The sequence below is a fragment of the Variovorax jilinensis genome (assembly GCF_030316885.1).
Lineage (GTDB): Bacteria > Pseudomonadota > Gammaproteobacteria > Burkholderiales > Burkholderiaceae_C > Variovorax > Variovorax jilinensis.
Window position 1 is genome coordinate 1,126,893 of record NZ_JASZYQ010000001.1, and the last position, 25,061, is coordinate 1,151,953.

A 25,061-nucleotide genomic window follows, 5' to 3' on the forward strand; every position below is an offset into this window, starting at 1 on the left:
GCGGTGAGTCCTTCGCGCCCCTTCATCGAGCGGCCGGTCGCGACCGCGCTGCTCATGCTCGCGATCGTGCTCGCGGGCCTGGTCGGATTCCGCTTCCTGCCGCTCGCGGCCCTGCCCCAGGTCGACTACCCGACGATCCAGGTGCAGACGCTGTACCCGGGCGCCAGCCCGGAGGTCATGAGCCGCACCGTCACCGCGCCGCTCGAGCGGCAGTTCGGCCAGATGGCGGGCCTCGACCGCATGAGCTCGACCAGCGCCACCGGCGTGTCGATCGTCACGCTGCAGTTCGCGCTCGACCAGACGCTCGACGTGGCCGAGCAGCAGGTCCAGGCCGCGATCAACGCCGGCGGCTCGCTGCTGCCGGCCGACCTGCCGGCACCACCGGTCTATGCCAAGGTGAACCCGGCCGACTCGCCGATCCTCACGCTGGCGGTCAGCTCGGACACCATGCCGCTGACCGAGGTGCAGAACCTCGTGAACACGCGGCTGGCGCAGAAGATCAGCCAGGTCGGCGGCGTCGGCCTGGTGTCGCTGTCGGGCGGCCAGCGGCCCGCGGTCCGCATCCAGGCCAACACCAACGCGCTGGCCTCGGTGGGCATCGGCCTGGACACGCTGCGCACCGCGATCGCGGCCGCCAACGCCAACAGCGCCAAGGGCGGCTTCGACGGCCCCAAGCGCGCCTACACGATCAACGCCAACGACCAGCTCGTCACCGCGGCGGACTACAAGAACCTGGTGGTGGCGTGGAAGAACGGCGCGCCGGTTCGCATGAGCGACGTGGCGCGCGTGGTGGACGGTGCCGAGAACACGCAGCTCGGTGCCTGGGCCGGCGTCAACGCGTCCGGCGCGTCGGGCGCGTCGGGCGCGTCCGACGGAAAGCTCTATCCGGCGATCATCCTCAACGTGCAGCGCCAGCCCGGTGCCAACGTGATCGGCACGGTCGACGCCATCAGGAAGCTGCTGCCCGAGCTCGAGGCCTCGCTGCCGGGCTCGCTGAAGGTCGAGGTGCTGAGCGATCGCACCACCGGCATCCGCGCCTCGGTCAACCACGTGAAGCTCGAGCTCGCGCTGGCCGTGGTGCTGGTCGTGCTGGTGATCTTCTTCTTCCTGCACAGCGTGCGCGCCACGGTGATCGCCAGCATCGCGGTGCCGATCTCGCTGATCGGCACCTGCGGCCTGATGTACCTGCTGGGCTACAGCCTCAACAACCTGAGCCTGATGGCGCTGACCATCGCGACCGGCTTCGTGGTCGACGATGCGATCGTGATGATCGAGAACATCGCGCGCTACCTCGAGAAGGGCGAGCCGCCGTTCCAGGCCGCGATCAAGGGCGCCTCCCAGATCGGCTTCACGATCATCTCGCTCACCGTCTCGCTGATCGCGGTACTGATCCCGCTGCTGTTCATGGGCGACGTGGTGGGCCGCCTCTTCCGCGAGTTCGCGGTCACGCTGGCGATCACGATCCTGATCTCGGCCGTGGTCTCGCTCACGCTGGTGCCGATGATGTCGGCGCGCTGGCTCAAGCCGCAGGCCGAGGAGGGCGGGCGCTTCGGTGCCGCCGTGCAGCGCTTCTTCGACCGCGTGATCGCGCGCTACGACATCTGGCTGCAGTGGGTGTTCCGCCACCAGCCGCTGACGCTGCTGGCGGCGCTGCTCACGCTCGCGCTGACCGTGCTGCTCTACGTCGCGATCCCCAAGGGACTGTTCCCGACCCAGGACACCGGCCAGCTCAAGGCCCGCGTGCAGGCTGCGCAGGACGTCTCCTATGTGCGCATGGCCGAGCTGCAGCAGCAGGCGGCCAACGTGATCCTGTCCGACCCCGAGGTGCAGAGCGTGAGCTCGGTGGTGGGTGTCGACGCCGCCAACAACATGGCGCTCAACACCGGCAGCATGCTGATCAACCTGCGCCCCGGCCACGAGTCGCAGGGCACGGTGATGCAGCGCCTGCGCGACCGCGTGCGTGACCAGGTGGCCGGCGTCTCGCTCTACCTGCAGCCCACGCAGGACCTGACCATCGACGCCGAGACCGGGCCGACCGAGTTCCGCGTCTCGCTCGAGGGCGCAGACACGACCACCGTGAACGACTGGGCGCTGAAGCTGGTGGAGCGCCTGCGCAGCGTGCCCGAGGTGCGCAACCCGACCACCGACGCAGGCGCCAAGGGGCTGTCGGCCTACGTGGACATCGACCGCAACACGGCCTCGCGGCTGTCGGTGACGGCGAGTTCGGTCGACGATGCGCTCTACAGCGCCTTCGGCCAGCGCATCGTGTCGACCATCTTCACCGAGACCAACCAGTACCGCGTGATCCTGGAGGCCCAGCGCGAAGGGCTGTCTTCGCCCGGGGACCTCGGCAACCTGCAGCTGCGCACCGGCTCCGGCACGGCCACGCCGCTGTCCGCCCTGGCCACCGTGCGCGAGCAGTACGCGCCGCTGCAGGTGACGCGCGTCGCGCAGTATCCGGCCACCACGATCGGCTTCGACACGCCCAAGGGCGTCTCGCTCGGCAAGTCGGTGGCCGCGATCCGCGCCGCCGCCAAGGACATCGCGCTGCCGCCCAGCGTGACACTGACCTTCCTCGGCGCCGCCGGCGCCTTCGAGAAATCGCTGACCAACCAGCTGTGGCTGATCCTGGCCGCGGTGGTATGCGTGTACATCGTGCTGGGCGTGCTCTACGAGAGCTACGTGCATCCGCTCACGATCCTGTCGACCCTGCCTTCGGCCGGCGTCGGTGCGCTGCTGGCGCTGATGCTGACCGGCAACGACCTCGGCGTGATCGGGATCATCGGCATCATCCTGCTGATCGGCATCGTCAAGAAGAACGCGATCATGATGATCGACTTTGCGATCGACGCCGAGCGCCACCAGGGCAAGGCGCCGCTGGAGGCGATCCACCAGGCCGCGCTGCTGCGCTTCCGGCCGATCCTCATGACCACGCTGGCGGCGCTGTTCGCGGCGCTGCCGCTGATGCTCGGATGGGGCGAGGGCGCCGAGCTGCGCCGGCCGCTGGGCATCGCGATCTTCGGCGGCCTGGTGGTGAGCCAGGTGCTCACGCTGTTCACCACGCCGGTGATCTACCTCGCCTTCGACCGCCTCGGCCGGCGATTCGGGGGCCGGCGGCCCGCCGAGGGCCATGACGCGCACGAGGCATCGGCGTGAACCTCTCGAAGCCCTTCGTCGAGCGGCCGATCGCGACGGTGCTGCTGACCATCGGGCTGGCGCTGGCCGGCATCGTGGCCTTCTTCGTGCTGCCGGTGTCGCCGTTGCCGCAGGTCGACTACCCGACGATCTCGGTGTCCGCCAGCCTGGCGGGCGCCAGCCCGAGCACCATGGCCTCGAGCGTGGCGACGCCGCTGGAGCGGCGGCTGGGCATCATCCCCGGCGTCAACGAGCTGACCTCGAGCAGTTCCAACGGCTCGGCGCGGGTCACGCTGCAGTTCGACCTGAGCCGCAACATCGACAGCGCCGCGCGCGAGGTGCAGGCCGCCATCAATGCCGCCCGTGCCGACCTGCCGGCCACGCTGCGCAGCAACCCGACCTACCGCAAGCGCAATCCCACGGCAGCGCCGATCGTGATCCTCGCGCTGACCTCGAAGACCCGCACGCCGGGCCAGATCTACGAGGCGGTGTCGAACATCGTGAGCCAGCGCCTGTCGCAGGTCGAGGGCGTGGGCGAGGTCGAGATCGGCGGCGGCTCGCTGCCCGCGGTGCGGGTGGAGCTCGAGCCCTACGCGCTGAACCAGTTCGGCATCAGCAGCGAGGACGTCCGCGCCGCCATCCAGGCCAACAACGCCAACCGGCCCAAGGGCGCGATCGAGAGCGACGCGCGCCGGCTGCAGATCTACACGCCGGCACCGGGCCGGCGCGCGGCCGACTATCGCGAGATGGTGATCGCCTGGCGCAACGATGCCGCGGTGCGCCTGGGCGACGTCGCGCGGGTGATCGACGGCGTCGAGAACACGCGCACGCTCGGCCTCTTCAACGGCGAGCCGGCCGTGATCGTGCTCGTGACGCAGGCGCCCGGAGCCAACATCATCGAGACGGTCGACGGCGTGCGCGAGCTGCTGCCCGAACTGCGCGCCCAGCTGCCGCAGGACATCGAGATCCAGGTCGCCTCGGACCGCACCAACACCATCCGCGCATCCCTGCGCGAGATCGAGATCACGCTGCTGATCTCGGTCGTGCTGGTGGTGCTGGTGGTCGGCCTGTTCCTGCGCCGGGCGCGCGCCACCATCGTGCCCGCGGTGGCGACCGTCGTGTCGCTGCTCGGCACCTTCGGCGTCATGTACCTGCTGGGCTACAGCCTCAACAACCTGAGCCTGATGGCGCTCACGGTCGCCACCGGCTTCGTGGTCGACGATGCGATCGTGGTGCTCGAGAACACCACCCGCCACATCGAGGCCGGCATGAACCGGGTCGAGGCCGCGCTGCGCGGCGCGCGCGAGGTCGGCTTCACCGTGCTGTCGATCAGCCTGTCGCTGGTGGCGGTGTTCATCCCGCTGCTGTTCATGGGCGGCCAGATCGGACGGCTGTTCCGCGAGTTCGCGGTGACCTTGTCGGCCGCGGTGCTGATCTCGCTGGTGATCTCGCTCACGACCACGCCGATGCTGTGCGCCTTGCTGCTGCGCAGCGAGGCCGACGAGAACGCGCGCAAGCCGCCGGGCCGCCTGCGCGCCTGGCTGGGCCGCCGGGCCGAGCGGGCCTGGAACGCGACGCTGAGCGTCTATGCCCACAGTCTCGACTGGGCTCTGGCCAGCAAGGGCGTGGTGATCGCGGTGCTGCTGGTCGTGATCGGCCTCAACGTCTACCTGTTCAACGCGATCCCCAAGGGCTACTTTCCGCAGCAGGACAACGGCCAGCTCAACGCCGGCCTGCGCGCCGACCAGAGCATCTCGTCGGCCGCGATCGCGGAGAAGCTGCGCCAGGCGGTGGACATCATCCGCAAGGACCCGGCGGTCGATACCGTGGTGGGCTTCTCGGGCGGCGGCCGCTCGGGCGGCGGCTTCATGTTCGTGAACCTCAAGAAGGCGGACGAACGCAAGGAGAAGACCCAGGCCGTGATCGACCGGCTGCGGCCGCAGCTCAACCAGCTCACCGGCCTGCGCGTGTTCCTGAGCCCGGTGCAGGACCTGCGCATGGGCGGGCGATCGAGCAACTCGACCTACCAGTACACGCTCAAGAGCGACAACCTGGCCGACCTGCGCGCATGGTCGAGCAAGCTGGCCGACCGGCTGCGCCAGGAGACGGCGCTGACCGACGTCGACAGCGACGATGCCGACAACGGCGTCGAGACCTATGTCGAGGTCGATCGCGATGCGGCGGCCCGGCTCGGCGTGACCTCCGCGGCGGTCGACAACGCGCTCTACAACGCCTACGGCCAGCGCTCGGTGGCCACCATCTACGACGAGCTCAACCAGTATTCGGTGATCATGGAATGGGCGCCGCGCTTCCAGCGCGGGCCGATCGTGCTCAAGGATCTCTATGTGCCATCGACGCTCGCGGCCGCCACGGATGCGAGCGGGGCGTCGATCGTGAGCTCGGTCAAGAACACGACCGACGCCAACACCGGCACCTCGACCACGGTGTCGGCGAATCCGGCGCTGCGCTCGGCCTCGACCGGCCAGCAGCTCGCGACCGACACCACGCACATGGTGCCGCTGTCGGCCTTCGCGAAGCTCAGCGAACGCGCGGTGCCGACGTCGATCGACCACCAGGACACCGAGCTCGCGAGCACCGTCTCGTTCAGCCTGGCCGAGGGCGTGAGCCTGTCGGACGCCAAGCGCATCGTGGCCCAGGCCGAGGCCGACATCGCGATGCCGATCAACGTGCGCGGCAGCTTCCAGGGCACCGCGCTCGCGGCGCAGCAGTCGCAGGGCCAGCAGTGGTTCCTGATCCTCGCGGCGCTGATCGTGATCTACATCGTGCTAGGCGTGCTCTACGAGAGCCTGATCCATCCGATCACGGTGCTGACCACCCTGCCGTCGGCGGGCGTCGGCGCGGTGCTCGCGCTGATGCTGTTCCGCATGGAGTTCTCGATCATCGCGCTGATCGGTGTCTTCCTGCTGATCGGCATCGTGAAGAAGAACGCCATCCTGATCATCGACTTTGCGCTCGAGGCCGAGCGCTCGCGCGGCCTGAGCGCCACCGAGGCCGTGCGCGAGGCCTGCCTGATGCGCTTCCGCCCCATCCTCATGACCACGCTGGCAGCCGCGCTCGGTGCGCTGCCGCTCGCGATCGGCTTCGGCCTCGGCTCGGAGCTGCGCCAGCCGCTCGGCGTGGCCATCATCGGCGGCCTGATCGCGAGCCAGTTGCTGACCCTGCTGACCACGCCGGTCGTCTACGTGCTGCTCGACAAGCTGCGCCGGCGGCCGGCCAACGAGAAGTCCCTGAGCCGCGCCGCCGGCGGCACGAGCGACCTCGCAACGACGAATCCATGACCGCATCGAACCGAAACCCTTCCGGCCCCTTGGGGCGCCTGCGTCCGATCAGTGACGCGATGCTGCTGGCGCTGTCGGCGGCCCTGGCCGGCTGCGCCGTGGGCCCGGCCTACGAGCGCCCGGCGGTGGCCGCGCCGGCGGCCTGGAAATCGGCCCCGGCCGCCGCCGGCTGGCAGCCGGCGGCGCCGGCCGACGCCTACGATCGCGGCGAGTGGTGGAAGCTCTTCGGCGACGCCACGCTCGACGAGCTGGCCGCTCGCGTGCAGGTGTCGAACCAGAACATCGCGGCCGCGGTCGCCAACTACGCGCAGGCGCAGGCGCTGGTGCGCGGCCAGCGCGCGAACATGCTGCCGCAGGTTTCGCTGGGCGGCAGCGCGCGGCGTACCGGCGGCAGCGAGATCTCGTCGACGACCGCTGCGGCTGGTTCGCTCGGCGTCGACTGGCAGCCCGATGTCTGGGGCCGGTTGCGCCAGGCGGTCGACAGCGCCCAGGCCAGCGCCCAGGCCAGCGAGGCCGACCTGGCCTCGGCCCGGCTGTCGTCGGTGGGCGAACTGGCGACCAACTATTTCTCGCTGCGCGAGGCCGATGCCGAGCTGCGCATCCTGTCCGAGACGCTCGAAGGCTACCAGCGCAGCCTGCAGATCACGCGCAACCGCTACGAGGCCAGCATCGCGGCGCTCAGCGACGTGCAGCAGGCCGAGACGCTGCTGGCCAACACCCAGGCCGAGCAGATCGCGCTGCAGCGCAATCGCGACGCGCTCGAACATGCGATCGCGGTGCTGGTCGGCGTCGCGCCGGCGGATTTCAGCCTCCCGGTGGCCGAGTGGAAGGTCACGGTGCCGAACGTGCCGGCCGAGCTTCCGAGCACGCTGCTCGAACGCCGGCCCGACATCGCGGCCGCCGAGCGCCAGGTGGCGGCGGCCAATGCGCAGATCGGCATCGCGCGCGCGGCCTACTACCCGAGCTTCAGCCTGAGCGGCGGCATCAGCAGCAGCACCTCGCGCGTGAGCGATCTGTTCAACGCGTCGAACACGCTGTGGTCGCTCGGACTCTCGGTCGCGCAGGTGGTGTTCGACGGCGGTGCGATCGGTGCCAGCGTCGATGCCGCCAAGGCCGGCCACGAGGCCTCGGTGGCGCGCTATCGGCAGACGGTGCTGTCGGCCTTCCAGAGCGTCGAGGACCAGCTCACGGCGAGCGGCAGCCTGGCCCGCCAGGAAGTCCTGCGCCGCCAGGGCTCGGCCGCGGCCGACAAGACCGAGCAGCAGTTCCTCAACCGCTACCGCGCCGGCACCATCGACTACACCAGCGTGGTGGTGGCCCAGGTGTCCGCCCTCAACGGCCGCCGCACGCTGCTGCAGGTGCAGCTCAACCGCCAGGTGGCGGCGGTCACGCTGATCCAGTCGCTTGGCGGCGGCTGGCACGCGGACTGGATGGGGCCGGAGCCGGTGGCAGCCGCAGGGCCCGTGACCGCCAAGCCTTAGCATGGCGGCCATGCAACGGCCACTCCTCGACAACATCGCCTGGCACAGCCTCTCGGACTGCCAGGCCCGCTTTGCGGTCGGCACCGGCGCCGCGCGGCGCTACGCACCGGGCTTCTCGCCCATCGCCGGCTTCGCCGATGCCGAGCGACCCGATTTCGACGCGCTCGCACCGTTCTGCACCGCGGGCGAGCCGCTCTACTGCATGGACTGGTCGGGCGCCGCGCCCGCGGGCTGGCAGGTGACGCTCGACAGCACCATGTTCCGCATGGTGTGGCAGGGCGGCATGCCGGCGGCCGACGAGGCGCTGGCCGTGACGCGGCTCGGCCCCGAGCATGCGGCCCAGGCGCTCGAGCTGGCCGCGCTCACGCGCCCGGGTCCCTTCGGGCCGCGCACTCTCGAGCTGGGCGAATACTTCGGCTGCTTCGAGGACGGCCGGCTGCTGGCCATGGCGGGCGAGCGCATGCAGGCGGGTTCGCTGCACGAGATCAGCGGCGTCTGCACGCATCCGGAGCTGCAGGGCCGCGGCATCGCGCGGCGGCTGATGGCGATGCTGGTCCGGCGCCAGCTGCAGCGCGCGGAGACGCCGTTCCTGCACGTGATGCGCGACAACGCGCATGCGCATCGCCTGTATCTGCAGATGGGCTTCGAGGACGATCGCGAAACGGTGGTGCGCGTCGTCGTGCTGAACGGAGCCTGACCGCCGGCATCGCGATAATCGACGCTCTTTCAAGGAGTGTGCGTGGATATCGTTCTGCTGGCCAAGGCCGCCATCATGGGCATCGTCGAGGGACTCACCGAGTTCCTGCCGATTTCATCGACCGGTCACCTGATCCTCGTGGGCTCGCTGCTGGGCTTCGACGACGACAAGGCCAAGGTCTTCGACATCGCGATCCAGACCGGCGCGATCTTCGCGGTCATCCTGGTCTACTGGCAGAAGATCCATTCGACCATCGTGGCGCTGCCACGGCAGCCCAAGGCGCGGCGCTTCGCGCTCAACATCCTGATCGCGTTCCTGCCCGCGGTCGTGCTGGGCCTGCTGTTCGGCAAGGTGATCAAGGCGCATCTGTTCACGCCCACGGTGGTGGCCAGCACCTTCATCATCGGCGGCTTCATCATCCTGTGGGCCGAGCGGCGGCCGCCCGGCTCGGTGCGCATCGAGAACGTCGACGACATGACGCCCTGGGACGCGCTCAAGGTCGGCCTGGTGCAGTGCTTCGCGATGATCCCGGGCACCAGCCGCAGCGGCTCGACCATCATCGGCGGCATGCTGCTCGGCCTGTCGCGCAAGGCGGCGACGGACTTCTCGTTCTTCCTGGCGATCCCGACCCTGATCGGCGCCGGCGCCTACAGCCTCTACAAGGAGCGCGCGCTGCTATCGATGGCCGACATCCCGATGTTCGCGGTCGGCCTGGTGTTCTCGTTCCTGAGCGCGCTCGTCTGCGTGCGCTGGCTGCTGCGCTACATCAGCACGCACGACTTCGTGCCCTTTGCCTGGTACCGCATCGCCTTCGGCATCGTGGTGCTGGCGACCGCGTGGAGCGGGCTGGTCGTCTGGGCCGACTGAAGCCCTGAGCGCGCTTCGCGGGCGCTCAGCCCAGCAGGTTGCGCAGCGAAGCCTCGATCGCCGCCGCGGTGGCGATCGGCTTTTCCATCGGGAACAGGTGGCCGCCGTCGAGCATCGTGATGCGTCCGCGCGTGACCAGCTGCGTCATGCCCATGCCGACGCGCCGCATCTCGACCGACTGGCGCCCGCCGATGAAGGCCGCGCGGCACTTGAGCGGGTGGGCGCGCAGCAGGGCGCCGAGGTTGTGCGGCAGGGTGTCGTAGATCGCGCTCTCGATGTCGCGGTCGAAGCTCAGGGCACGCGTGTCGTCGCGGTCGAAGGTGCCGTGCTCGATGTAGTCGCGCAGCACGCGCTCGTCCCACTTCGCGAAGGCCTTCTTGGTGCGGAAGTAGTCGAACACGGCCTCGCGGTCCTGCCAGGTGTTCTGGCGCCGGCGGCTGATGACGCTCGGCAGCACACCCTTCATGAGCGGCGTGCGCTTGACGATGTTCATCGTGCCGGCGCGCCAGCCGCCGACCAGCGGCGAATCGACCAGCACCACGCCGGCTGCCAGCTCGGGGTGCAGGGCGGCGCACATCACGCTGAGGAAACCGCCCAGCGAATGGCCGACCAGCAGCACCGGCGCGCCTTCGCGCTCGACCCGCGCGCGCGCGAAGTCGGCCAGCTGCTGCACCAGGTGCGGCCAGTTGTCGGTCACCGGGTACTTGGGGTCGTGGCCGAATTTCTCGACCGCATCGACCTCGAAGCCGCGATTGCGCAGGCTGTCGAGCATCACGCGGTAGGTGCTCGCAGGGAAGCTGTTCCCGTGCGAGAAGATGACTGGAGGAAGCATGATTTGGCTATGCGTGGTCATCAGGCCGGCGCCGGGCCGCCCCAAGGCAGCATGCCGCCCCCTCGGGGGCAGCGACCCAAACGCAGTGGGGGAGCGCGGGGGCCTGCGTTCTAGATCAGTTTTTCTTCGGGCGTCGAGATCTTGCGCAGCGCGCTGTGGCGCGTGGCAGGCATCTTCAGCGGATGCTCGGTGAAGGCGTCGTCCCAGACCGGGTCCTCGATGCTGTCGAACACCTCGCGCAGCTTCTGGCCCCAGCTGTTGTGCATCATGCGGTAGTAGGGGTTGTCGGCGTCGATGCAGACCACCTTGTCGGTGCGCAGCGAGTTGGCCTCGTACACCACGAGATCGAGCGGCAGGCCGACCGACAGGTTCGACTTCATGGTCGAGTCCATCGACACCAGCGCGCACTTGGCGGCCTCGTCGAGCGGCGTGTCGGGCGTCAGCACGCGGTCGAGCACCGGCTTGCCGTACTTCGATTCGCCGACCTGGAAGTAGGGCGTCTCGGTGGTGGCCTCGATGAAGTTGCCTGCGGCATAGACCAGGAAGAGGCGCATGCCCTCGCCCTTGACCTGGCCTCCGAACACGAACGAGACGTTGAAGTCGAGCCCCGCATGCTTGAGCGCCTCGGCGTCGCGGTCGTAGACGTGGCGCACCGCCGAGCCCAGCACGCGGGCGGCGTCGAACATGCTCTTGGCGTTCCAGATGGTGATCGGCGGGCTTTGCTCGCCGTCCTCTCGGGTCTCGCGCAGTTCCTCGATCTGCAGGATCTCGCGCACCGATTGCGAGATGCTCAGGTTGCCTGCCGACAGCAGCACCATGACGCGATCGCCGGGCTGCTCGTAGACGATCATCTTGCGGAACGTGCTGATGTGGTCCACGCCCGCGTTGGTGCGCGAATCGGACAGGAAAACCAGTCCGGCGTTGAGTTTGATGCCGACGCAGTAAGTCATGAGGTCGTCTCTCGCACGATCCGGGCCATCAGCCTGCATCGCGCGCCTGGAGTTTCTTCAGTGTGTAGAGGGCTTCGAGCGCCTCGCGAGGGCTCATCGCGTCGGGATCGATCGCGGTCAGCGCGGATTCTACGGCGCTCGCCGGCGTGGCCTCGGCCGCCGGCGGCGGCGCGAACAGGTCGACCTGGGCGCGCGTCTGGCTCTGCTGGGCCTCGAGTGCCTCCAGCGCCTGGCGCGCATGGTTGACCACCGCGGCCGGCATGCCGGCCAGCCGAGCCACCTGGATGCCATAGCTCTTGCTGGCGGGCCCGGGCTGCATCTCGTGCAGGAAGACGATGTCGCGGCCGGCTTCGGTCGCGCTCACGTGCATGTTGACCGCGCCGTGGTGGCTGGCGGGGAACTCGGTGAGCTCGAAGTAGTGGGTCGCGAACAGCGTGAAGGCCCGCGTGCGGTCGTGCAGCTGGGCCGCGATGCCGGCCGCCAGCGCGAGGCCGTCGAAGGTGCTGGTGCCACGGCCGATCTCGTCCATCAGCACCAGCGAGTGGGCGGTGGCGCCGTGCAGGATCTGCGCCGCCTCGGTCATCTCGAGCATGAAGGTCGACTGCGCGTTGGCCAGGTCGTCGGCGGCGCCGATGCGCGTGTGGATGGCGTCGATCGGGCCGAGCCGGCAGGCGGCCGCCGGCACGTGCGAGCCGATCGAGGCCAGCAGCACCACGATCGCGACCTGCCGCATGTAGGTCGACTTGCCGCCCATGTTCGGGCCGGTGATGACCTGCATGCGCTGCTGCGGGCCCATGCGTGTGTCGTTGGCGATGAAGGCGCCCGAGGACTTCTCGGCCAGCCGCGCTTCGACCACCGGATGGCGACCCTGCTCGATCTCGATGCAGGGATGGGAAACGAAGCTCGGCGCATGCCAGTGCAGCGTGTGCGAGCGTTCGGCCAGCGTGCACAGCGCGTCCAGCGTGGCGATGGCCTCTGCCAGGCGCCCGAGGGCCGCGACCGAGGGCTGCAACGCATCCAGCAGCTGCTCGTAGAGCCACTTCTCGCGTGCCAGCGCACGGTCCTGGGCCGACAGGGCCTTGTCCTCGAAGGTCTTGAGCTCGGGCGTGATGAAGCGCTCGGCGTTCTTGAGTGTCTGGCGCCGGCGGTAGTTGTCCGGCACCTTGGCGAGCGCGCTCTGCGTCACCTCGATGTAGAAGCCGTGCACGCGGTTGAATTGCACGCGCAGGTTCGCGATGCCGGTGCGCTCGCGTTCGCTGGCTTCGAGCTGGAGCAGGAAGTCGTCGCAGTTCGTGCTGATCGCGCGCAGCTCGTCGAGCTCGGCGTCGTGGCCGTCGGCGATCACGCCGCCGTCGCGCACCAGCGCCGCAGGCTCGGGATGGATCGCCGCCGTCAGCAGCGCGACGCAGCCGGGCGGCGGCGCGAGCTCGGCGCCGATCCGCGACAGCAGGGCGGACGCGCCCGGCAGCGCGGGGGCCAGCCGCTCGGCCTTGGCGAGGGCCATGCAAAGAGCGACCAGTTCGCGCGGGCGAACCTGGCGCAGCGAGATGCGCGCCGCAATGCGTTCGACGTCGCTGGTGTTCTTCAACTGCTCGCGCAGGCTGCGCCAGGGCGTGGCGATGCCGCCCGGCAGGCTGGCCTGCAGGGCCGCAATGGCTTCGAGCCTCTCGCGGGCGGCGTCGCGTTCGCGCCGGGGCGTGAGCAGCCAGCGCTTGAGCAGGCGGCTGCCCATGCCTGTCATGCAGGTGTCGAGCAGCGAGAAGAGGGTCGGCGAATCCTCGCCGCGCAGCGTCTGGACCAGCTCGAGGTTGCGCCGCGTGGTGGGCGGCAGCTCGATCAGCTCGCCATCGCGCTCGACCGCGAGCCGCTGCACGTGGGCCAGCGCGCGGCCCTGCGTGTGCTCGGCATAGCCCAGCAGCGCGGCCGCGGCGGCATGCGCGTTGGCCAGCCCTTCGGCGTTCCAGGCCGCGAGGTTGGCGCTGCCCATCTGGGCGCAGAGCTTGCGCTCGCCGAGGCCGCCGTCGAACTGCCAGGCCGGCCGCAGCGAGAGCGTGAACGGCACGGCGCTGCGCGCGGCCTTCAGGCGCTGCTCGAAGGCCGGCGTCACCTCGGCGCTGTAGAGCAGCTCGCTCGGCGCGATGCGCGCGATCCAGGCTTCGAGGGCGTCGGCCGGGCATTCGGCCAGGCGCAGTTCGGCGCCGGTCACGCTGAGCCAGGCCAGGCCGCACGCATTGCGGCTACCGGCGTGCACCGCGAGCAGCAGCGATTCGCTCTTGTCGTTGAGCAGTTCGGCGTCCGTGAGGGTGCCCGGGGTCACGACCCGCACGACCTTGCGCTCGACCGGCCCCTTGGTGGCGCCAACCTCGCCGACCTGCTCGCAGATCGCCACCGATTCGCCGAGCTTGATCAGCCGGCCCAGGTAGGTGTCGACCGAGTGGAAGGGAACGCCGCACATGACGACCGGCTGCCCGGCCGACTGGCCGCGCTGGGTCAACGTGATGTCGAGCAGGCGCGCGGCCTTCTCGGCATCGGCATAGAACAACTCGTAGAAGTCGCCCATGCGGTAGAACAGCAGGGTGTCGGGGTGGTCGGCCTTGAGGCCGAGATATTGCGCCATCATCGGCGTATGCCCCGCCAGATCGACCTTCGATCCGGCGCTTCGCCCAACGCCTACCTCGTTGATTTCATTGAGGATTCGATGATTTTCGGAGACGTCGTTCAACGGAGTGGCACCTGACGGAACTGGGGCGGGCGGGAGCGCCATTATGGTGGAGGGCACCATGCGCGCGATGGCGCGCGCCGACGGTCCCGTTCGGGCGCCAAGGGCGCTTCGATGGCTGCCGCGGTACGCGGCGACGGGTCAGAGCTGCCCGCGGCGGCGTCGCGCGACGCGGACCGCATCCAGCCAGGTGTCGACGTTGAAGCGCTGGCCCGAGTCCGCGATGCGGGCGCTGGTGATGCGGTGCAGCGGGATCTTGCGCACGTCGCCGGGCAGGTCGCCGTGGCCGAGCACGGTCTTCTTCTGGACGTCGAGGTGCTCGACCTGCAGGACACATTCGTGCTTGCGGTCGTGGCTGTCGAGGTAGCGCAGCCGGATGCGCGGCGTCTCGTCGACCACCGCATGCTCGCCCTTGCCCTGGATGAACCATTCGGGCAGCGTGTCGGGCACCGAGTCGCCGGAGCCCGTGGCGACCGCGCCGCGCACCGTGGGAATCTCGAGCGGCACGTGACCCGAGCGCACGCGCGCGGCCGCGATGCGCCGCTCGGCATCGCGCCGGCCCGCCACCCGTCGCCACGCCCACATCGCGATGCCGAACAGCAAGGCAATGGTGAGCAGCGCCATGGGAAGCTGCCATTGCGCCGGACCGACGTTCATGCCCCGAACCTCCGCGTGTTAATGAATAAGTACTCTCTAGAGCATTTTTCATGATCGGCCGTTCGTCGTCAAACGGCCGCGCGGCATACGACCTTCGTTACATGGAGTCCGGGGCTACATCATTCCTTGGGGAGCGTGGGGCCACAACTAGTCGTCATGGCTGTCATGGCTGTCGTGGGTGGCGCTGGCGCCGCGCCGCCAGTAGCCCGAGGCGCGGATCCACCGGGGGTGGGCTCCGCGTTCGGCCACCAGGTGCGCGCGCAGGGCCTTGGCGGCCGCCGATTCGCAGCCGACCCAGGCGTGGAAATCGCCCGCGGGCAGCGCCAGTTCCCGCAACCGCGCGAGCAAGGGCGACTCGGCGCCGCTGGCGGTCGCGCCAGCCCGGTGTACCCAGTGCAGTTCGAGCGCCGCCGCCGTCGGCAGCGGGATCTGGTCGGCTTCGGCGTCGACTTCGGCCAGCACGACGACTTTCGCGCCCGCTGGCAGTTCGGCCAGCCGGCGCGAGATCGCAGGCAGCGCGGTGTCGTCGCCGATCAGCAGGTGCCAGTCGAATGAGGTCGGCACGATGAAGGAGCCGCGCGGTCCGCCGACCCCGACGAGGTCGCCGGGGCGTGCCGTTTCGGCCCACTTCGTGGCCGGCCCGGCATCGTGCAGCGCGAAGTCGATCTCGAGCGTGCCGGCGGCGGCGTCGTGGCGGCGCGGCGTGTAGTCGCGCATGGCCGGCTTCGGGCCGGGCGGCCAGACGAGGCCGTCGGGGCCCGCGGTCGGCACGCGCAGCTCGCCGGTCTCGGCGTCGGGGAAGAAGAGCTTGGCGTGGTCGTCGAAGCCCGGGCTGTGAAAGCCCGCGAGCTGCTCGCCCTCGAGCGTGATGCGGATCAGGTGCGGCGTGATGCGTTCGGTGCTTCGTACCTGGAGCTGGCGGAAGCGCAGTTCGTGGCGCACGCGCTGCGGCAGGCGATCGGGGGCGGAAGTGTGGGTGTCGGGACTGGGATTCATGGATTCAGATGCGTTCAAGTTGCTGGGCGGCGCTGTCGAGCACCGCGGCGAATTCGTGGGCCTGTTGTTCGGTGAGCGGGGAGCCCGCGAGGCGCAGGCGCATCGCGAGCTTGAGGTTCTCGATGGCGCGCACCACCTGTGGCGGGCGGCCGGCACGGGGTCCGGCACCGTCCACGCCGCCGTCCATGCGAGCCATCATCTCGTCGGTGGCGGCGCGGTTGGCCGCCAGGAACTCCTGGCCGACCGGCGTCACGGTGTAGCGCTTGCGCCCGCCACCGTCGGGCTGGTCGACGCTCACGCAGCCGAGTTCCTCGAGCAGCGTGAGGGTGGGGTAGACGATGCCCGGGCTCGGGCTGTAGCGGCCGCCGAGGCGTTCCTCGATGGCCTTGATGAGTTCGTAGCCATGGCTGGGCTTGTTGGCGATCAGCTGCAGCAGCACGAAGCGCAGGCCACCATGGCCGAAGATGCGGCCGCCGCCTCGCGGGCCTCCGCGGCCCTCGCGGCCGGCGAGTCCCTCGCCTCGGCCGCTGTCGTGGCCTTCGGCGTGGTCACCGTGGCGGTTGCAATGGGGAAATGTTCTGAAAGGACGCATTGGTGAGGCACCTCTTTGTATATCTAATCTACAAAAGATATATCTAAATAGTGTCGCCGTCAATCGTGGAAACGAAGAATCCCTTTGCCCGCCGCGGTCAGACTCATCCGAGGCCGATCCGTAGCCCGTGCAGTAGTGCACTTTTTCATCCGGGTAATAAACACGGCTTCAGGCCGGATTAAGGGTAAACCCTTAAAATACGAGCCATGACCACTTTCAACGCCTACATCGCCCGCAATCCCAAGTTCACGGACAGCTTCGAGCGCGAGCTCGCGAACGACGAATCGCGTCACCTCGGCCGTGACGAGCCGTCTGTCTTCAAGCCGATGGTGGCGCGTCTGGCCGCCGTCTTCGCCGCGGTCAGCGGCGCGGTGCTGTTCCTGCGCGCCTCGGCCCAGCGTGCCGGGAAGCATCGCCAGGCGAGCTGAGCGCGGCTCCTGGTCTCAGCCGGCGGCGGCCGGCTGCCTCGCGGACTCGCTCTCGAGCCGCACCCGCGGCAGGAACTGCGGGTATTCGCGCTGCATGAACTCGATGAGCCCTTCGCGCACCGTGCAGCGCAGGTCGAAGGCCAGCGCCGATGAGGCTGCGGTGCACAGCACGCGGATCTGCATCGAGCGCTCGGTGGTGTCGGTCACGCGCAGGTTGAAGAAGCGGCCGTCCCACTCGGGCGCGGCGCGCACGATGCGCTCGACCTCGGCGCGCAGCGGCGCCAGCGGCATGCCGTAGTCGGCGAACACGAACACCGATCCCAGCAGCTGCGCGTCGTGCCGGGTCCAGTTCTGGAACGGCTTCTCGATGAAGTAGGTGAGCGGCAGGATCAGCCGGCGGTCGTCCCAGATGCGCAGCACCACGAAGGTGCCGGTGATCTCCTCGACCCGGCCCCATTCGCCCTCGACCACCAGCACGTCGTCGATGCGGATCGGCTGCGCGAGCGCGATCTGCAGCCCCGCGATCAGGTTGCTGAACACCGGCTTGGCCGCCAGGCCTGCCACGATGCCGATCACGCCGGCCGAGGCCAGCAGGCTGGCGCCGACCTGGCGCGCCCCCGGGAAGGTCATGAGCATCAGCGCGGCGCCGGCCACCAGCAGCACCGCGTTCGCGGTGCGCGCCAGCACCCGTGTCTGGGTCAGGATGCGACGCGCCTGCAGGTTGTCCTGCACGTCCGACGGATGCATCTTCACCATGCCCTCGGCGAAGCCGCTCACTGCACGCACCGCCAGCCAGGTCGCGGCCGCGATCAGCAGCAGGCCGTTGAGGTGCCTCACCTGGCCGATGAAGCGCAGGTCGTCGGGTGCGGCCTGCCAGACGAGCTGCAGCGCGATCAGGGGCAGCACCCAGCGTGCGGCCGGCCTGATCGCGAGCAGCGCCCCATGCAGCACCGGCACCGAGCGCGTGATGCGTTCCAGCAGCAGTCCGGCGAGCCGGTGCACGACCAGCATCAGCGGCACGACGAGCAGCGCGGCCAGCAGCGGGCCGGCCCAGGGGTGGGCGAACAGGGTCAGGATCATCGGGCGGTCGGGAGGGGCTCTGGGCCTTCTTCGGCGAGGGTTTGCAGGATGCGTGCCGCATCGTCGCGCAGCTGGGCAGCGATGCCGGTCGTGATGTCGAGCCGGCGGAGCAGCCAGGGCGAGATGTCGTTGTCGAACGGGTCGGGCAGCGGGATCGGGCCGGCCAGCGTGGTGGCGGGCGCGGCATCGGGCATGGCCGGGCCGCTGCTCGGTGCGGCGCCGATCGCGGCCTCGATGCGCTGGGCGGTGCGCGCGAGCGGCCCTTCGATCTCGGCGAGCGTGAGGCGGTCGCGACGCAGCACCAGCATCGACTTCACCGCGCTGAGCTGCGCCAGCAGCTGGTAGCTGTGGGCCTGCAGGTGCTCGAGCGGCTCGAGCGGCGGGCGCACCGCACGTGGCTCCGACAGCGAGCGCTGCGTGGCCTGCACCAGCGCCGAGAGGCTGTCGTAGGCTTCGCGGCGTGCCAGCCGCCATTCGAGTTCGGGGCTGGCCTCGACCGCGCGCAACTGGCCGAGGCCGAGCGCGAGCCGCGCATGCCGCGCCTGGGCATTGAGCACGCGGGCCACCAGCGCCGGAATCTGCCCGCGCTCCCAGGAGGGCAGCACGTAGCAGAAGGCCCAGGCCAGGGCGGCGCCGATCAGCGTGTCGGCCACGCGCTCCACCAGCGCGAAGGTCGGGCTCATGCCGGTGTTGAGCATGTGGGCCTGCACCAGGCCCAGCACGGTGGCCGCCACCGAGGTGATCAGGTAGCGCCTCACGGCAAAGCCGTGCGCCACCGCCTGGGCCAGCGTCATGGCCACGAGCAGCGCCAGCGCAGTCGGGTGAGCCGACAGCAGCGCCACCGCGAACACGCAGCCGAGCAGCGTGCCGGCGACGCGGCTGTTGCGGCGCTCGAGCGTCTGCGAGAGGCTGCCCCGCAACACCACGACGATGGTCAGCAGGATCCAGTACTCATGCGAGCCCCAGGGCAGGGCCAGCGCGATGCCGTAGCCGGCCGCGATCGCCAGCGACGCGCGGATCGCGTGGCGCAGCGGCGGCGCATCCCAGCGCCAGAGCGCGAGGAAGGGCCGCAGCGACCATTCCGTGGGGCTCACGAACATCTGCCAGCTGGCGCGCACCACCGCGAGGTCGGGCTCTCGGTCGCCGCGCGCGAGGCCGGACAGCCGCATCACCTCGTCGTTGATGTGGCCGATGCGGCTGGCCAGCCCCCGTGCCAGCACGGCCGGGGTCGGGCCGGCATGGCCGCGCAGCGATTCGGGCGCGGCGTCCTGCAGGCGGATCGCCGACAGTTCGCTGCGCCGATCGATCACCACGGCCGGCTGGCGTCCCAGCAGCAGCGCATCGGCCAGTGCCGTGGTGTCGGCCGCCAGCTCTTCCAGGATGCGCCGCATCTCGACCAGCGCCGCCGCATGGCCCGGATGGGACTTGAGGGCGTCGAGGTCGAGCTCGCTGGCCAGCAGCAGGTCGCGCAGCTCGAGCACCGTCATCAGCATGCCCGCGAGGCGCTGGCGCCGTGGCGTGCGCGGCGATTCGAGCACGATGTCGCGCGCCGCCTGCAGCAGGTCGGCCAGCGCCGCCTGTTCGCGCAGCAGCTGGCCCAGCAGCGAGGCCGGCACCTCGCGGATGTCGTCGGCGTCGTCGCGCGGCGTGAACTGACGTGCCTCGGTGCGCATCAGCGCGGCCAGCGAGAGCAGCAGGTCGGCCATCACCTGCACGCGGTAGCGCGCGTTGAGCGCCAGGTTGGCCAGCACCGCATAGACCACGTAGAGCGCGGCGCCGAGGCCGAAATGCAGCGTGCGCTGCACCGCCTCGGCCATGTCGACCGGCTTCGGCGTGGCCATCGAGAAGATCATCGAGAACATCACGGCGATCGCGATCGGGATGCCGCGCTTGCCCCAGGCCATCGCGAGGAAGGCCAGGAAGGTGGCCGGCACCAGCAGCAGGCCGAGCCGCAGCGGCGCGGCGTGAAGCAGCTGCACCAGGAAGAACAGCGGCAGGCCGATCAGCGGCGCCGGCAGCATCTGCAGCAGCTTGCCGCGGCGCGGGCCCGGCAGATCGGGCGGCGCGGTCACGATGACGCCGACCGAGGCGGCCGTGGCCGCGATGGTGCCGAGCACCAGATGGACGCCGCCCGAGATCAGCAGCAGCCCGAAGGCCACCGACACGCCGTTCGCGATGTAGTGGCCCAGCGCGACGCGCATCGCCGCGCGGCTGCGAAGGGCGGCCGCGCGCGGCGCACCCATCACTTGGCGGCGGAGTCGCCTTCGGCGGGCGCGGCAGGGGCTTCGCGGCGGATGCGCGTGAGCTTGCGCGGCGCTGCGGCCGGCGCGGCGGCCGCGGGCTCCGGCGCGTCGTCGCCCGCTGCAGGTGCGGCGTCGATGGTGCTGCGCGCGTAGATGTCGTCGCCGTGGGCGGCGGGGTCGACCGCGCGCATGCGGTCGCTGGCGCGCAGCTTGTCGTCGATGCCGGCGAACTTCGAGTACTTGGCCAGGAGCGGCACCAGCTGGCCGTAGATGCGCGGCGCGCCGGCCAGGCATTCGCGCTGTTCGAGGAACTCGGGCTCGCCCGTGAAGTTGCCGATCAGGCCGCCGGCCTCGGTGACGATCAGCGAACCGGCCGCCACGTCCCAGATGTTGAGGCCGGTCTCGAAGAAGGCGTCGGTGAAGCCGGCCGCCACGTAGGCGAGGTCGAGCGCGGCCGCGCCCGGGCGGCGCAGGCCCGCGGCGCGCGGCATCAGGTCGGCCATGATCGCCAGGTACTGCTTGAAGTTGTCGCCGGTGCGGAACGGGAAGCCCGTGGAGATCAGGCACTCCGACAGCCGGGTCCGCTTGCTCACGCGCAGGCGGCGGTCGTTCATGAAGGCGCCGCGGCCCTTGGTGGCCGTGAACAGGTCGTTTCGGCTCGGGTCGTAGATGACCGCCTGCTCGACCTTGCCGCGGACTGCCAGCGCGATCGAGACGCAATAGACCGGGAAGCCGTGGATGAAGTTGGTGGTGCCGTCGAGCGGATCGATGATCCAGACGTAGTCGGAATCCTTGGCGCCGTGCTCGGTGCCCGATTCCTCGGCCAGGATGCCGTGCCCCGGGTACGCGGTGAGCAGGGTCTCGATGATGACCTTCTCGCTCGCGTGATCGACTTCGGTCACGAAGTCGTTGACCTGCTTCTGTGACACCCGCACGGCCTCGACGTCGAGCGCAGCGCGATTGATGATGGCGCCGGCGGCGCGGGCGGCCTTGACGGCCACGTTGAGCATGGGGTGCAGGTTGGGGGACGACATGAATTGTGCGAAGAACGAAAAAGGGCCCGGAGTGTTGAGCGGCGGCCCCCTGGAATGCGGCCCGGCGATGCGGGCGGCGAGAATCGGAGCATTTTACCCGTCTCCATGCGTACCCGTTTCATCCTGATCCAGACCAGCCATGCCGGCAATGTCGGCGCCGCCGCGCGCGCCATGAAGACCATGGGCTTCGGCGAGCTGGTGCTGGTCGCGCCGCGCTGGGCCAACGTGCTGCGGCGCGAGGAAACCATCCAGCGCGCGAGCGGCGCGCTCGACGTGCTGAACAACGCCCGCATCGTCGAGACCCTGGACGAGGCACTCGACGGCGTCACCCACCTGTGCGCCACCGCGATGATCCCGCGCGACTTCGGCCCGCCCACGCGCACGCCGCGCGAGCACCTGGAGCCGCTGGCCCGGGGCGAGGCGCAGCACGTGGCCTTCCTGTTCGGCTCCGAGCGCTTCGGCATGCGCAACGAGGACGTCTACCGTTGCAACGTCGCGCTGAGCATCCCGACCGATCCCGCCTTCGGTTCGCTGAATCTCGGCGCCGCGATCCAGGTCATCGCCTACGAATGGCGACTGGCACTGGGCGGCTACGCGGTGCGCGATGCCACCGCCGTGCCGGCCGCGGCCGACGCCAGGGCGCTGGCCGGCATGCTCGACCACTGGGAGCGTTCGCTCGTGGAGATCGGCTTCCTCGACCCCGCGGCGCCCAAGAAGCTGATGCCGCGCCTGCAGCAGCTGTTCAACCGCGCCCAGCCGACGGCCGAGGAGATCCACATCCTGCGCGGCATCGCCAAATCGATGGCGGAAGCGGCCGGCGGCGCCAAAGCCCCCTCTGCCGCAGGCGACGACGCCGGGCGATAGACTCGCTGCCCGCTATCGATATAACGAATTCGCATGTTCTCGCGCCTGCGCTCCGACATCCAGTGCATCCTCGACCGCGATCCCGCGGCGCGCACGCGCTGGGAAGTGCTGACTCTCTACCCCGGCCTGCATGCCGTGGTGCTGCACCGGCTCGCGCACTGGTGCTGGGGCCACGGCCTCAAGTGGCTGGGGCGCTTCGTCTCGCAGCTTTCACGCTGGCTCACGGGCATCGAGATCCATCCGGGCGCGGTGGTCGGCGAGCGCGTGTTCTTCGATCACGCCATGGGCGTGGTGGTCGGCGAGACCGCCGAGATCGGCGACGGCTGCACCATCTACCAGGGTGTGACGCTCGGCGGCACCTCCCTCTACAAGGGCACCAAGCGGCATCCGACACTGGGCCGCAACGTGGTCGTGAGCGCGGGGGCCAAGGTGCTCGGCGGCTTCGTGGTCGGCGACGGCGCCAAGATCGGCAGCAATGCGGTGGTGATCAAGCCGGTGCCGGCCGGCGCCACGGCGGTGGGCATCCCGGCGCGCATCATCCCGTCGAAGAGCGGCGCCAGCGCCGACGTGACGACCGCCGACCCGAAGTTCTCGGCCTACGGCATCACGCTCGAAGACGATCCGCTGTCGCTCGCGATGCGCGGCCTGATCGACAGCGCCGCGGGCCAGGAGCATCAGATCGCGCTGCTGTGGCAGGCGATCGAGTCGCTTGCGGCACAGCCCGGCAAGAAGGACTGCGTGCCGTGCGATGCGGCGCGCGACGACAGCTTCGAGGCCGAGCGACTGACGCAGCTGGTGGGCAAGTAAGCACGCTTTTGCCGCGGGTGCCAGGCCGGCGCCGGGCCGCCAGCGCGGCGAAGTCCGCGCTTCGCACTGACGGGCGGCCTGTTGCTTCCCTCTCGGGGGGCAGCGACCCACACGAAGTGGGGGAGCGTGGGGGCCCTGTTACATCCCGACGTAGTTCGGACCGCCGCCGCCCTCGGGCGTGACCCAGACGATGTTCTGCGTCGGGTCCTTGATGTCGCAGGTCTTGCAGTGCACGCAGTTCTGCGCGTTGATCTGCAGCTTCTGCTTGCCGCCTTCGCCATCGGGCACGAACTCGTACACGCCGGCCGGGCAGTAGCGCTGCTCGGGGCCCGCGTACTCGGGCAGGTTGATGGTGGTGGGCACCGCGGCGTTCTTGAGCGTCAGGTGCGCGGGCTGGTTCTCCTCGTGGTTGGTGTTGCTGATGAACACCGAGGAGAGCCGGTCGAAGGTGAGCTTGCCGTCGGGCTTGGGGTAGTCGATCTTCTTGCTGGCGGCCGCGCGCTTCAGGCGCTCGTTGTCGGGCTGCTGGCGGTGGATGGTCCACGGGATGTGGCCGCCCAGCACCTTCTGCTCGATGCCGGTCATCAGCGTGCCGATCGCCAGGCCCTTCTTGAACCACTGCTTGAAGTTGCGCGCGCGGTTGAGCTCGGCATGCAGCCAGCTCTTCTCGAAGGCCGCCGGATAGGCCGACAGCTCGTCCTGCTGGCGACCGGCCGTCACGGCCTCGAAGGCGGCTTCGGCGGCCATCATGCCGGTCTTGATCGCGGCATGGCTGCCCTTGATGCGGCTCGCGTTGAGGTAGCCCGCCTCGCAGCCCACCAGCGCGCCGCCCGGGAACACGGTCTTGGGCAGCGACAGCAGTCCGCCCGCGGTGATCGCTCGCGCGCCGTAGCTCAGGCGCTTCGGCGCCTTCAGGCCCTTGTCCTGGCCTTCGAAGTACCAGCGGATGTTCGGATGCGTCTTGAAGCGCTGGAACTCCTCGAACGGGCTCATGTAGGGGTTCTGGTAGTCCAGGCCGACCACGTAGCCGATCACGAGCTGGTTGTTCTCGGCGTGATAGAGGAACGAGCCGCCATAGGTGTCCGAGGGCAGCGGCCAGCCGGCCGTGTGCACCGCCAGGCCGGGTTCGTGACGCGCCGGGTCGATCTCCCACAGCTCCTTGATGCCGATGCCGTAGCTCTGCGGGTCCTTGCCCTCGTCGAGCTTGTACTTCGCGATCAGCTGGCGGCCCAGGTGGCCGCGCGCGCCTTCGGCGAACACCGTGTACTTGCCGAGCAGCTCCATGCCGAGCTGGAAGTTCTCGGTCGGCTCGCCGTCCTTGCCGATGCCGAGGTTGCCGGTGGCGACGCCGCGCACCTTGCCGTCTTCGGTGTAGAGCACCTCGGCCGCCGGGAAGCCCGCGAAGATCTCGACGCCGAGGGCCTCGGCCTGCTGAGCGAGCCAGCGCACCACGTTGCCGAGGCTCACGATGTAGTTGCCGTCGTTGTGGAAGTTGGCCGGCAGCGCGAAGTTCGGCACCCGCGTGGCGCCCGTCTCGCTCATCATGAGGAAGGTGTCGCGCGTGACCGGCTGGTTGAGCGGCGCGCCGAGTTCCTTCCAGTCGGGAATCAGCTCGTAGAGCGCGCGCGGATCCATGATCGCGCCCGAGAGGATGTGGGCGCCGGGTTCGGAGCCCTTCTCGAGCACCACGACCGAGATCTCCTTGCCATGCGTGGCGGCCAGCTGCTTCAGGCGGATGGCGGTCGCAAGGCCGCCCGGGCCGGCGCCCACCACGACCACGTCGTATTCCATGGATTCGCGGGGGCCGAACTGGGCGAGGATTTCGTCATTCGTCATGTGGGTCTACTCGATAATGATTTTGAGGGTGCGAGGCACCGCGGCGGGCGGCGCCATTTTATGCGTCGCCCGCTTCCGTCCCCGGGCGTCGCCTGGGCGACTCCATCGAGGCACATGCATGAGAATCGAAATCCCCGAGCGCAAGAAGCTGGTCTACGAGACGACCATCCCGATCCGATGGGGCGACATGGACGCCATGGGCCATCTCAACAACGCCAGCTACTTTCGCTATCTCGAGACCGCACGCATCGACTGGATGCACTCGATCGGCCAGGAGCCGGCGCCCGCAGGCCACGGCATGGTGATCGTCAACGCCTTCTGCAATTTCTATCGCCAGCTCGAGTATCCGGGCGACGTGCTGCTGCGCATGTACGTGAGCGATCCGGCCCGCACCACCTTCGAGACCTGGGGCACGATGGCGCGCGCCGACGCGCCCGACGTGATCTGCGCCGCCGGCGGCGCGACCACCATCTGGGTCGACTTCCCGAAGCAGAAGGCGCTGCCGCTGCCGGACTGGCTGCGCGCGCTGGTAGGCGCGTAGCGG

At 69.7% G+C, this 25,061-nt stretch carries 19 protein-coding genes; 9 read left to right on the plus strand and 10 right to left on the minus strand.

The window, feature by feature from the left end; genetic code table 11:
• Positions 1-3: 3 nt before the first annotated feature.
• Genes QTH87_RS05430 through QTH87_RS05450 form a run of 5 tightly spaced genes read left to right on the plus strand, consistent with a single transcriptional unit; the run spans position 4 to position 9,479 of the window.
• A complete protein-coding gene (locus tag QTH87_RS05430) occupies positions 4-3,156 on the plus strand; it encodes an efflux RND transporter permease subunit (RefSeq protein ID WP_286607509.1) in 3,153 nt (1,050 codons plus the stop codon).
• Positions 3,153-6,434 carry an efflux RND transporter permease subunit gene (locus QTH87_RS05435; RefSeq protein WP_286607510.1) on the plus strand — a complete coding sequence of 1,094 codons (3,282 nt, stop codon included), beginning with the start codon at positions 3,153-3,155 and terminating at the stop codon, positions 6,432-6,434. Before QTH87_RS05430 ends, QTH87_RS05435 begins: the two co-directional genes overlap by 4 nt.
• Positions 6,431-7,915, plus strand: a complete 1,485-nt coding sequence (locus QTH87_RS05440) for an efflux transporter outer membrane subunit (protein WP_444812740.1) — start codon at positions 6,431-6,433, stop codon at positions 7,913-7,915. Before QTH87_RS05435 ends, QTH87_RS05440 begins: the two co-directional genes overlap by 4 nt.
• A gap of 10 nt (positions 7,916-7,925) precedes the next feature.
• The gene (locus QTH87_RS05445; protein WP_286607511.1) at positions 7,926-8,612 is read left to right on the plus strand and encodes a GNAT family N-acetyltransferase; all 687 of its coding nucleotides are present in this window, start codon (positions 7,926-7,928) and stop codon (positions 8,610-8,612) included.
• Positions 8,613-8,654: 42 nt separating this feature from the next.
• Entirely contained in the window at positions 8,655-9,479 is an 825-nt protein-coding gene (locus QTH87_RS05450) for an undecaprenyl-diphosphate phosphatase (protein ID WP_286607512.1), read from the plus strand.
• A 25-nt stretch (positions 9,480-9,504) separates the two neighbouring features.
• On the opposite strand, the gene QTH87_RS05455 is transcribed toward QTH87_RS05450, so the two are convergent.
• The 6 genes from QTH87_RS05455 to QTH87_RS05480 form a co-directional block, all read right to left on the minus strand.
• On the minus strand, positions 9,505-10,311 hold the full coding sequence (locus QTH87_RS05455) for an alpha/beta fold hydrolase (RefSeq protein WP_286607515.1): 807 nt from the start codon (positions 10,309-10,311) through the stop codon (positions 9,505-9,507).
• 110 nt (positions 10,312-10,421) lie between these two features.
• Positions 10,422-11,261, minus strand: coding sequence for a proteasome-type protease (locus QTH87_RS05460; protein ID WP_286607517.1), 840 nt, complete (start codon positions 11,259-11,261; stop codon positions 10,422-10,424).
• A 28-nt stretch (positions 11,262-11,289) separates the two neighbouring features.
• On the minus strand, positions 11,290-13,881 hold the full coding sequence (mutS, locus tag QTH87_RS05465) for a DNA mismatch repair protein MutS (protein ID WP_286607519.1): 2,592 nt from the start codon (positions 13,879-13,881) through the stop codon (positions 11,290-11,292).
• Positions 13,882-14,121: 240 nt separating this feature from the next.
• Positions 14,122-14,637 (minus strand): hypothetical protein, encoded by a 516-nt coding sequence (locus tag QTH87_RS05470; protein ID WP_286607520.1) that lies wholly within the window; start codon positions 14,635-14,637, stop codon positions 14,122-14,124.
• Between the two features lie 147 nt (positions 14,638-14,784).
• Positions 14,785-15,633, minus strand: a complete 849-nt coding sequence (locus QTH87_RS05475; protein ID WP_286607522.1) for a siderophore-interacting protein — start codon at positions 15,631-15,633, stop codon at positions 14,785-14,787.
• 4 nt (positions 15,634-15,637) lie between these two features.
• The gene (locus QTH87_RS05480; protein ID WP_286607524.1) at positions 15,638-16,225 is read right to left on the minus strand and encodes a PadR family transcriptional regulator; all 588 of its coding nucleotides are present in this window, start codon (positions 16,223-16,225) and stop codon (positions 15,638-15,640) included.
• A 206-nt stretch (positions 16,226-16,431) separates the two neighbouring features.
• Between QTH87_RS05480 and QTH87_RS05485 the strand changes: the two genes are divergently transcribed.
• The gene (locus tag QTH87_RS05485) at positions 16,432-16,653 is read left to right on the plus strand and encodes a hypothetical protein (protein ID WP_286607525.1); all 222 of its coding nucleotides are present in this window, start codon (positions 16,432-16,434) and stop codon (positions 16,651-16,653) included.
• Between the two features lie 15 nt (positions 16,654-16,668).
• Here QTH87_RS05485 and QTH87_RS05490 read toward each other — a convergent pair whose 3' ends face one another.
• The 3 genes from QTH87_RS05490 to QTH87_RS05500 are packed head-to-tail and all read right to left on the minus strand — an operon-like array spanning position 16,669 to position 21,010.
• A complete protein-coding gene (locus tag QTH87_RS05490; protein ID WP_286607526.1) occupies positions 16,669-17,733 on the minus strand; it encodes a mechanosensitive ion channel family protein in 1,065 nt (354 codons plus the stop codon).
• A complete protein-coding gene (locus tag QTH87_RS05495) occupies positions 17,730-19,976 on the minus strand; it encodes an FUSC family protein (protein ID WP_286607527.1) in 2,247 nt (748 codons plus the stop codon). Before QTH87_RS05495 ends, QTH87_RS05490 begins: the two co-directional genes overlap by 4 nt.
• The gene (locus tag QTH87_RS05500) at positions 19,976-21,010 is read right to left on the minus strand and encodes an inositol monophosphatase family protein (protein ID WP_286607528.1); all 1,035 of its coding nucleotides are present in this window, start codon (positions 21,008-21,010) and stop codon (positions 19,976-19,978) included. Before QTH87_RS05500 ends, QTH87_RS05495 begins: the two co-directional genes overlap by 1 nt.
• Before the next feature lie 105 nt (positions 21,011-21,115).
• Here QTH87_RS05500 and QTH87_RS05505 point away from each other — a divergent pair, with 105 nt between their 5' ends.
• Together QTH87_RS05505 and cysE are read left to right on the plus strand one after the other, a co-directional pair.
• Positions 21,116-21,874 (plus strand): RNA methyltransferase, encoded by a 759-nt coding sequence (locus QTH87_RS05505; RefSeq protein WP_286607530.1) that lies wholly within the window; start codon positions 21,116-21,118, stop codon positions 21,872-21,874.
• A gap of 33 nt (positions 21,875-21,907) precedes the next feature.
• Positions 21,908-22,681 carry a serine O-acetyltransferase gene (gene cysE, locus QTH87_RS05510; RefSeq protein WP_286607532.1) on the plus strand — a complete coding sequence of 258 codons (774 nt, stop codon included), beginning with the start codon at positions 21,908-21,910 and terminating at the stop codon, positions 22,679-22,681.
• A 138-nt stretch (positions 22,682-22,819) separates the two neighbouring features.
• On the opposite strand, the gene QTH87_RS05515 is transcribed toward cysE, so the two are convergent.
• Complete coding sequence (locus tag QTH87_RS05515) at positions 22,820-24,517, minus strand: electron transfer flavoprotein-ubiquinone oxidoreductase (protein ID WP_286607534.1); 1,698 nt, start codon at positions 24,515-24,517, stop codon at positions 22,820-22,822.
• A 118-nt stretch (positions 24,518-24,635) separates the two neighbouring features.
• Here QTH87_RS05515 and QTH87_RS05520 point away from each other — a divergent pair, with 118 nt between their 5' ends.
• Positions 24,636-25,058: an acyl-CoA thioesterase gene (locus tag QTH87_RS05520; RefSeq protein ID WP_286607537.1), complete on the plus strand. Its 423-nt coding sequence runs from the start codon at positions 24,636-24,638 to the stop codon at positions 25,056-25,058.
• Positions 25,059-25,061: the final 3 nt, after the last annotated feature.

Coding starts and splice junctions, on each gene's coding strand:
- QTH87_RS05440 (WP_444812740.1), top strand. CDS start 6,431: ATGACCGCATCGAACCGAAACCCTTCCGGCCCCTTGGGGCGCCTGCGT.
- QTH87_RS05470 (WP_286607520.1), bottom strand. CDS start 14,637: ATGAACGTCGGTCCGGCGCAATGGCAGCTTCCCATGGCGCTGCTCACC.
- mutS (WP_286607519.1), bottom strand. CDS start 13,881: ATGATGGCGCAATATCTCGGCCTCAAGGCCGACCACCCCGACACCCTG.
- cysE (WP_286607532.1), top strand. CDS start 21,908: ATGTTCTCGCGCCTGCGCTCCGACATCCAGTGCATCCTCGACCGCGAT.
- QTH87_RS05500 (WP_286607528.1), bottom strand. CDS start 21,010: ATGTCGTCCCCCAACCTGCACCCCATGCTCAACGTGGCCGTCAAGGCC.
- QTH87_RS05480 (WP_286607524.1), bottom strand. CDS start 16,225: ATGCGTCCTTTCAGAACATTTCCCCATTGCAACCGCCACGGTGACCAC.
- QTH87_RS05475 (WP_286607522.1), bottom strand. CDS start 15,633: ATGAATCCCAGTCCCGACACCCACACTTCCGCCCCCGATCGCCTGCCG.
- QTH87_RS05460 (WP_286607517.1), bottom strand. CDS start 11,261: ATGACTTACTGCGTCGGCATCAAACTCAACGCCGGACTGGTTTTCCTG.
- QTH87_RS05520 (WP_286607537.1), top strand. CDS start 24,636: ATGAGAATCGAAATCCCCGAGCGCAAGAAGCTGGTCTACGAGACGACC.
- QTH87_RS05485 (WP_286607525.1), top strand. CDS start 16,432: ATGACCACTTTCAACGCCTACATCGCCCGCAATCCCAAGTTCACGGAC.
- QTH87_RS05490 (WP_286607526.1), bottom strand. CDS start 17,733: ATGATCCTGACCCTGTTCGCCCACCCCTGGGCCGGCCCGCTGCTGGCC.
- QTH87_RS05455 (WP_286607515.1), bottom strand. CDS start 10,311: ATGCTTCCTCCAGTCATCTTCTCGCACGGGAACAGCTTCCCTGCGAGC.
- QTH87_RS05445 (WP_286607511.1), top strand. CDS start 7,926: ATGCAACGGCCACTCCTCGACAACATCGCCTGGCACAGCCTCTCGGAC.
- QTH87_RS05495 (WP_286607527.1), bottom strand. CDS start 19,976: ATGGGTGCGCCGCGCGCGGCCGCCCTTCGCAGCCGCGCGGCGATGCGC.
- QTH87_RS05515 (WP_286607534.1), bottom strand. CDS start 24,517: ATGACGAATGACGAAATCCTCGCCCAGTTCGGCCCCCGCGAATCCATG.
- QTH87_RS05505 (WP_286607530.1), top strand. CDS start 21,116: ATGCGTACCCGTTTCATCCTGATCCAGACCAGCCATGCCGGCAATGTC.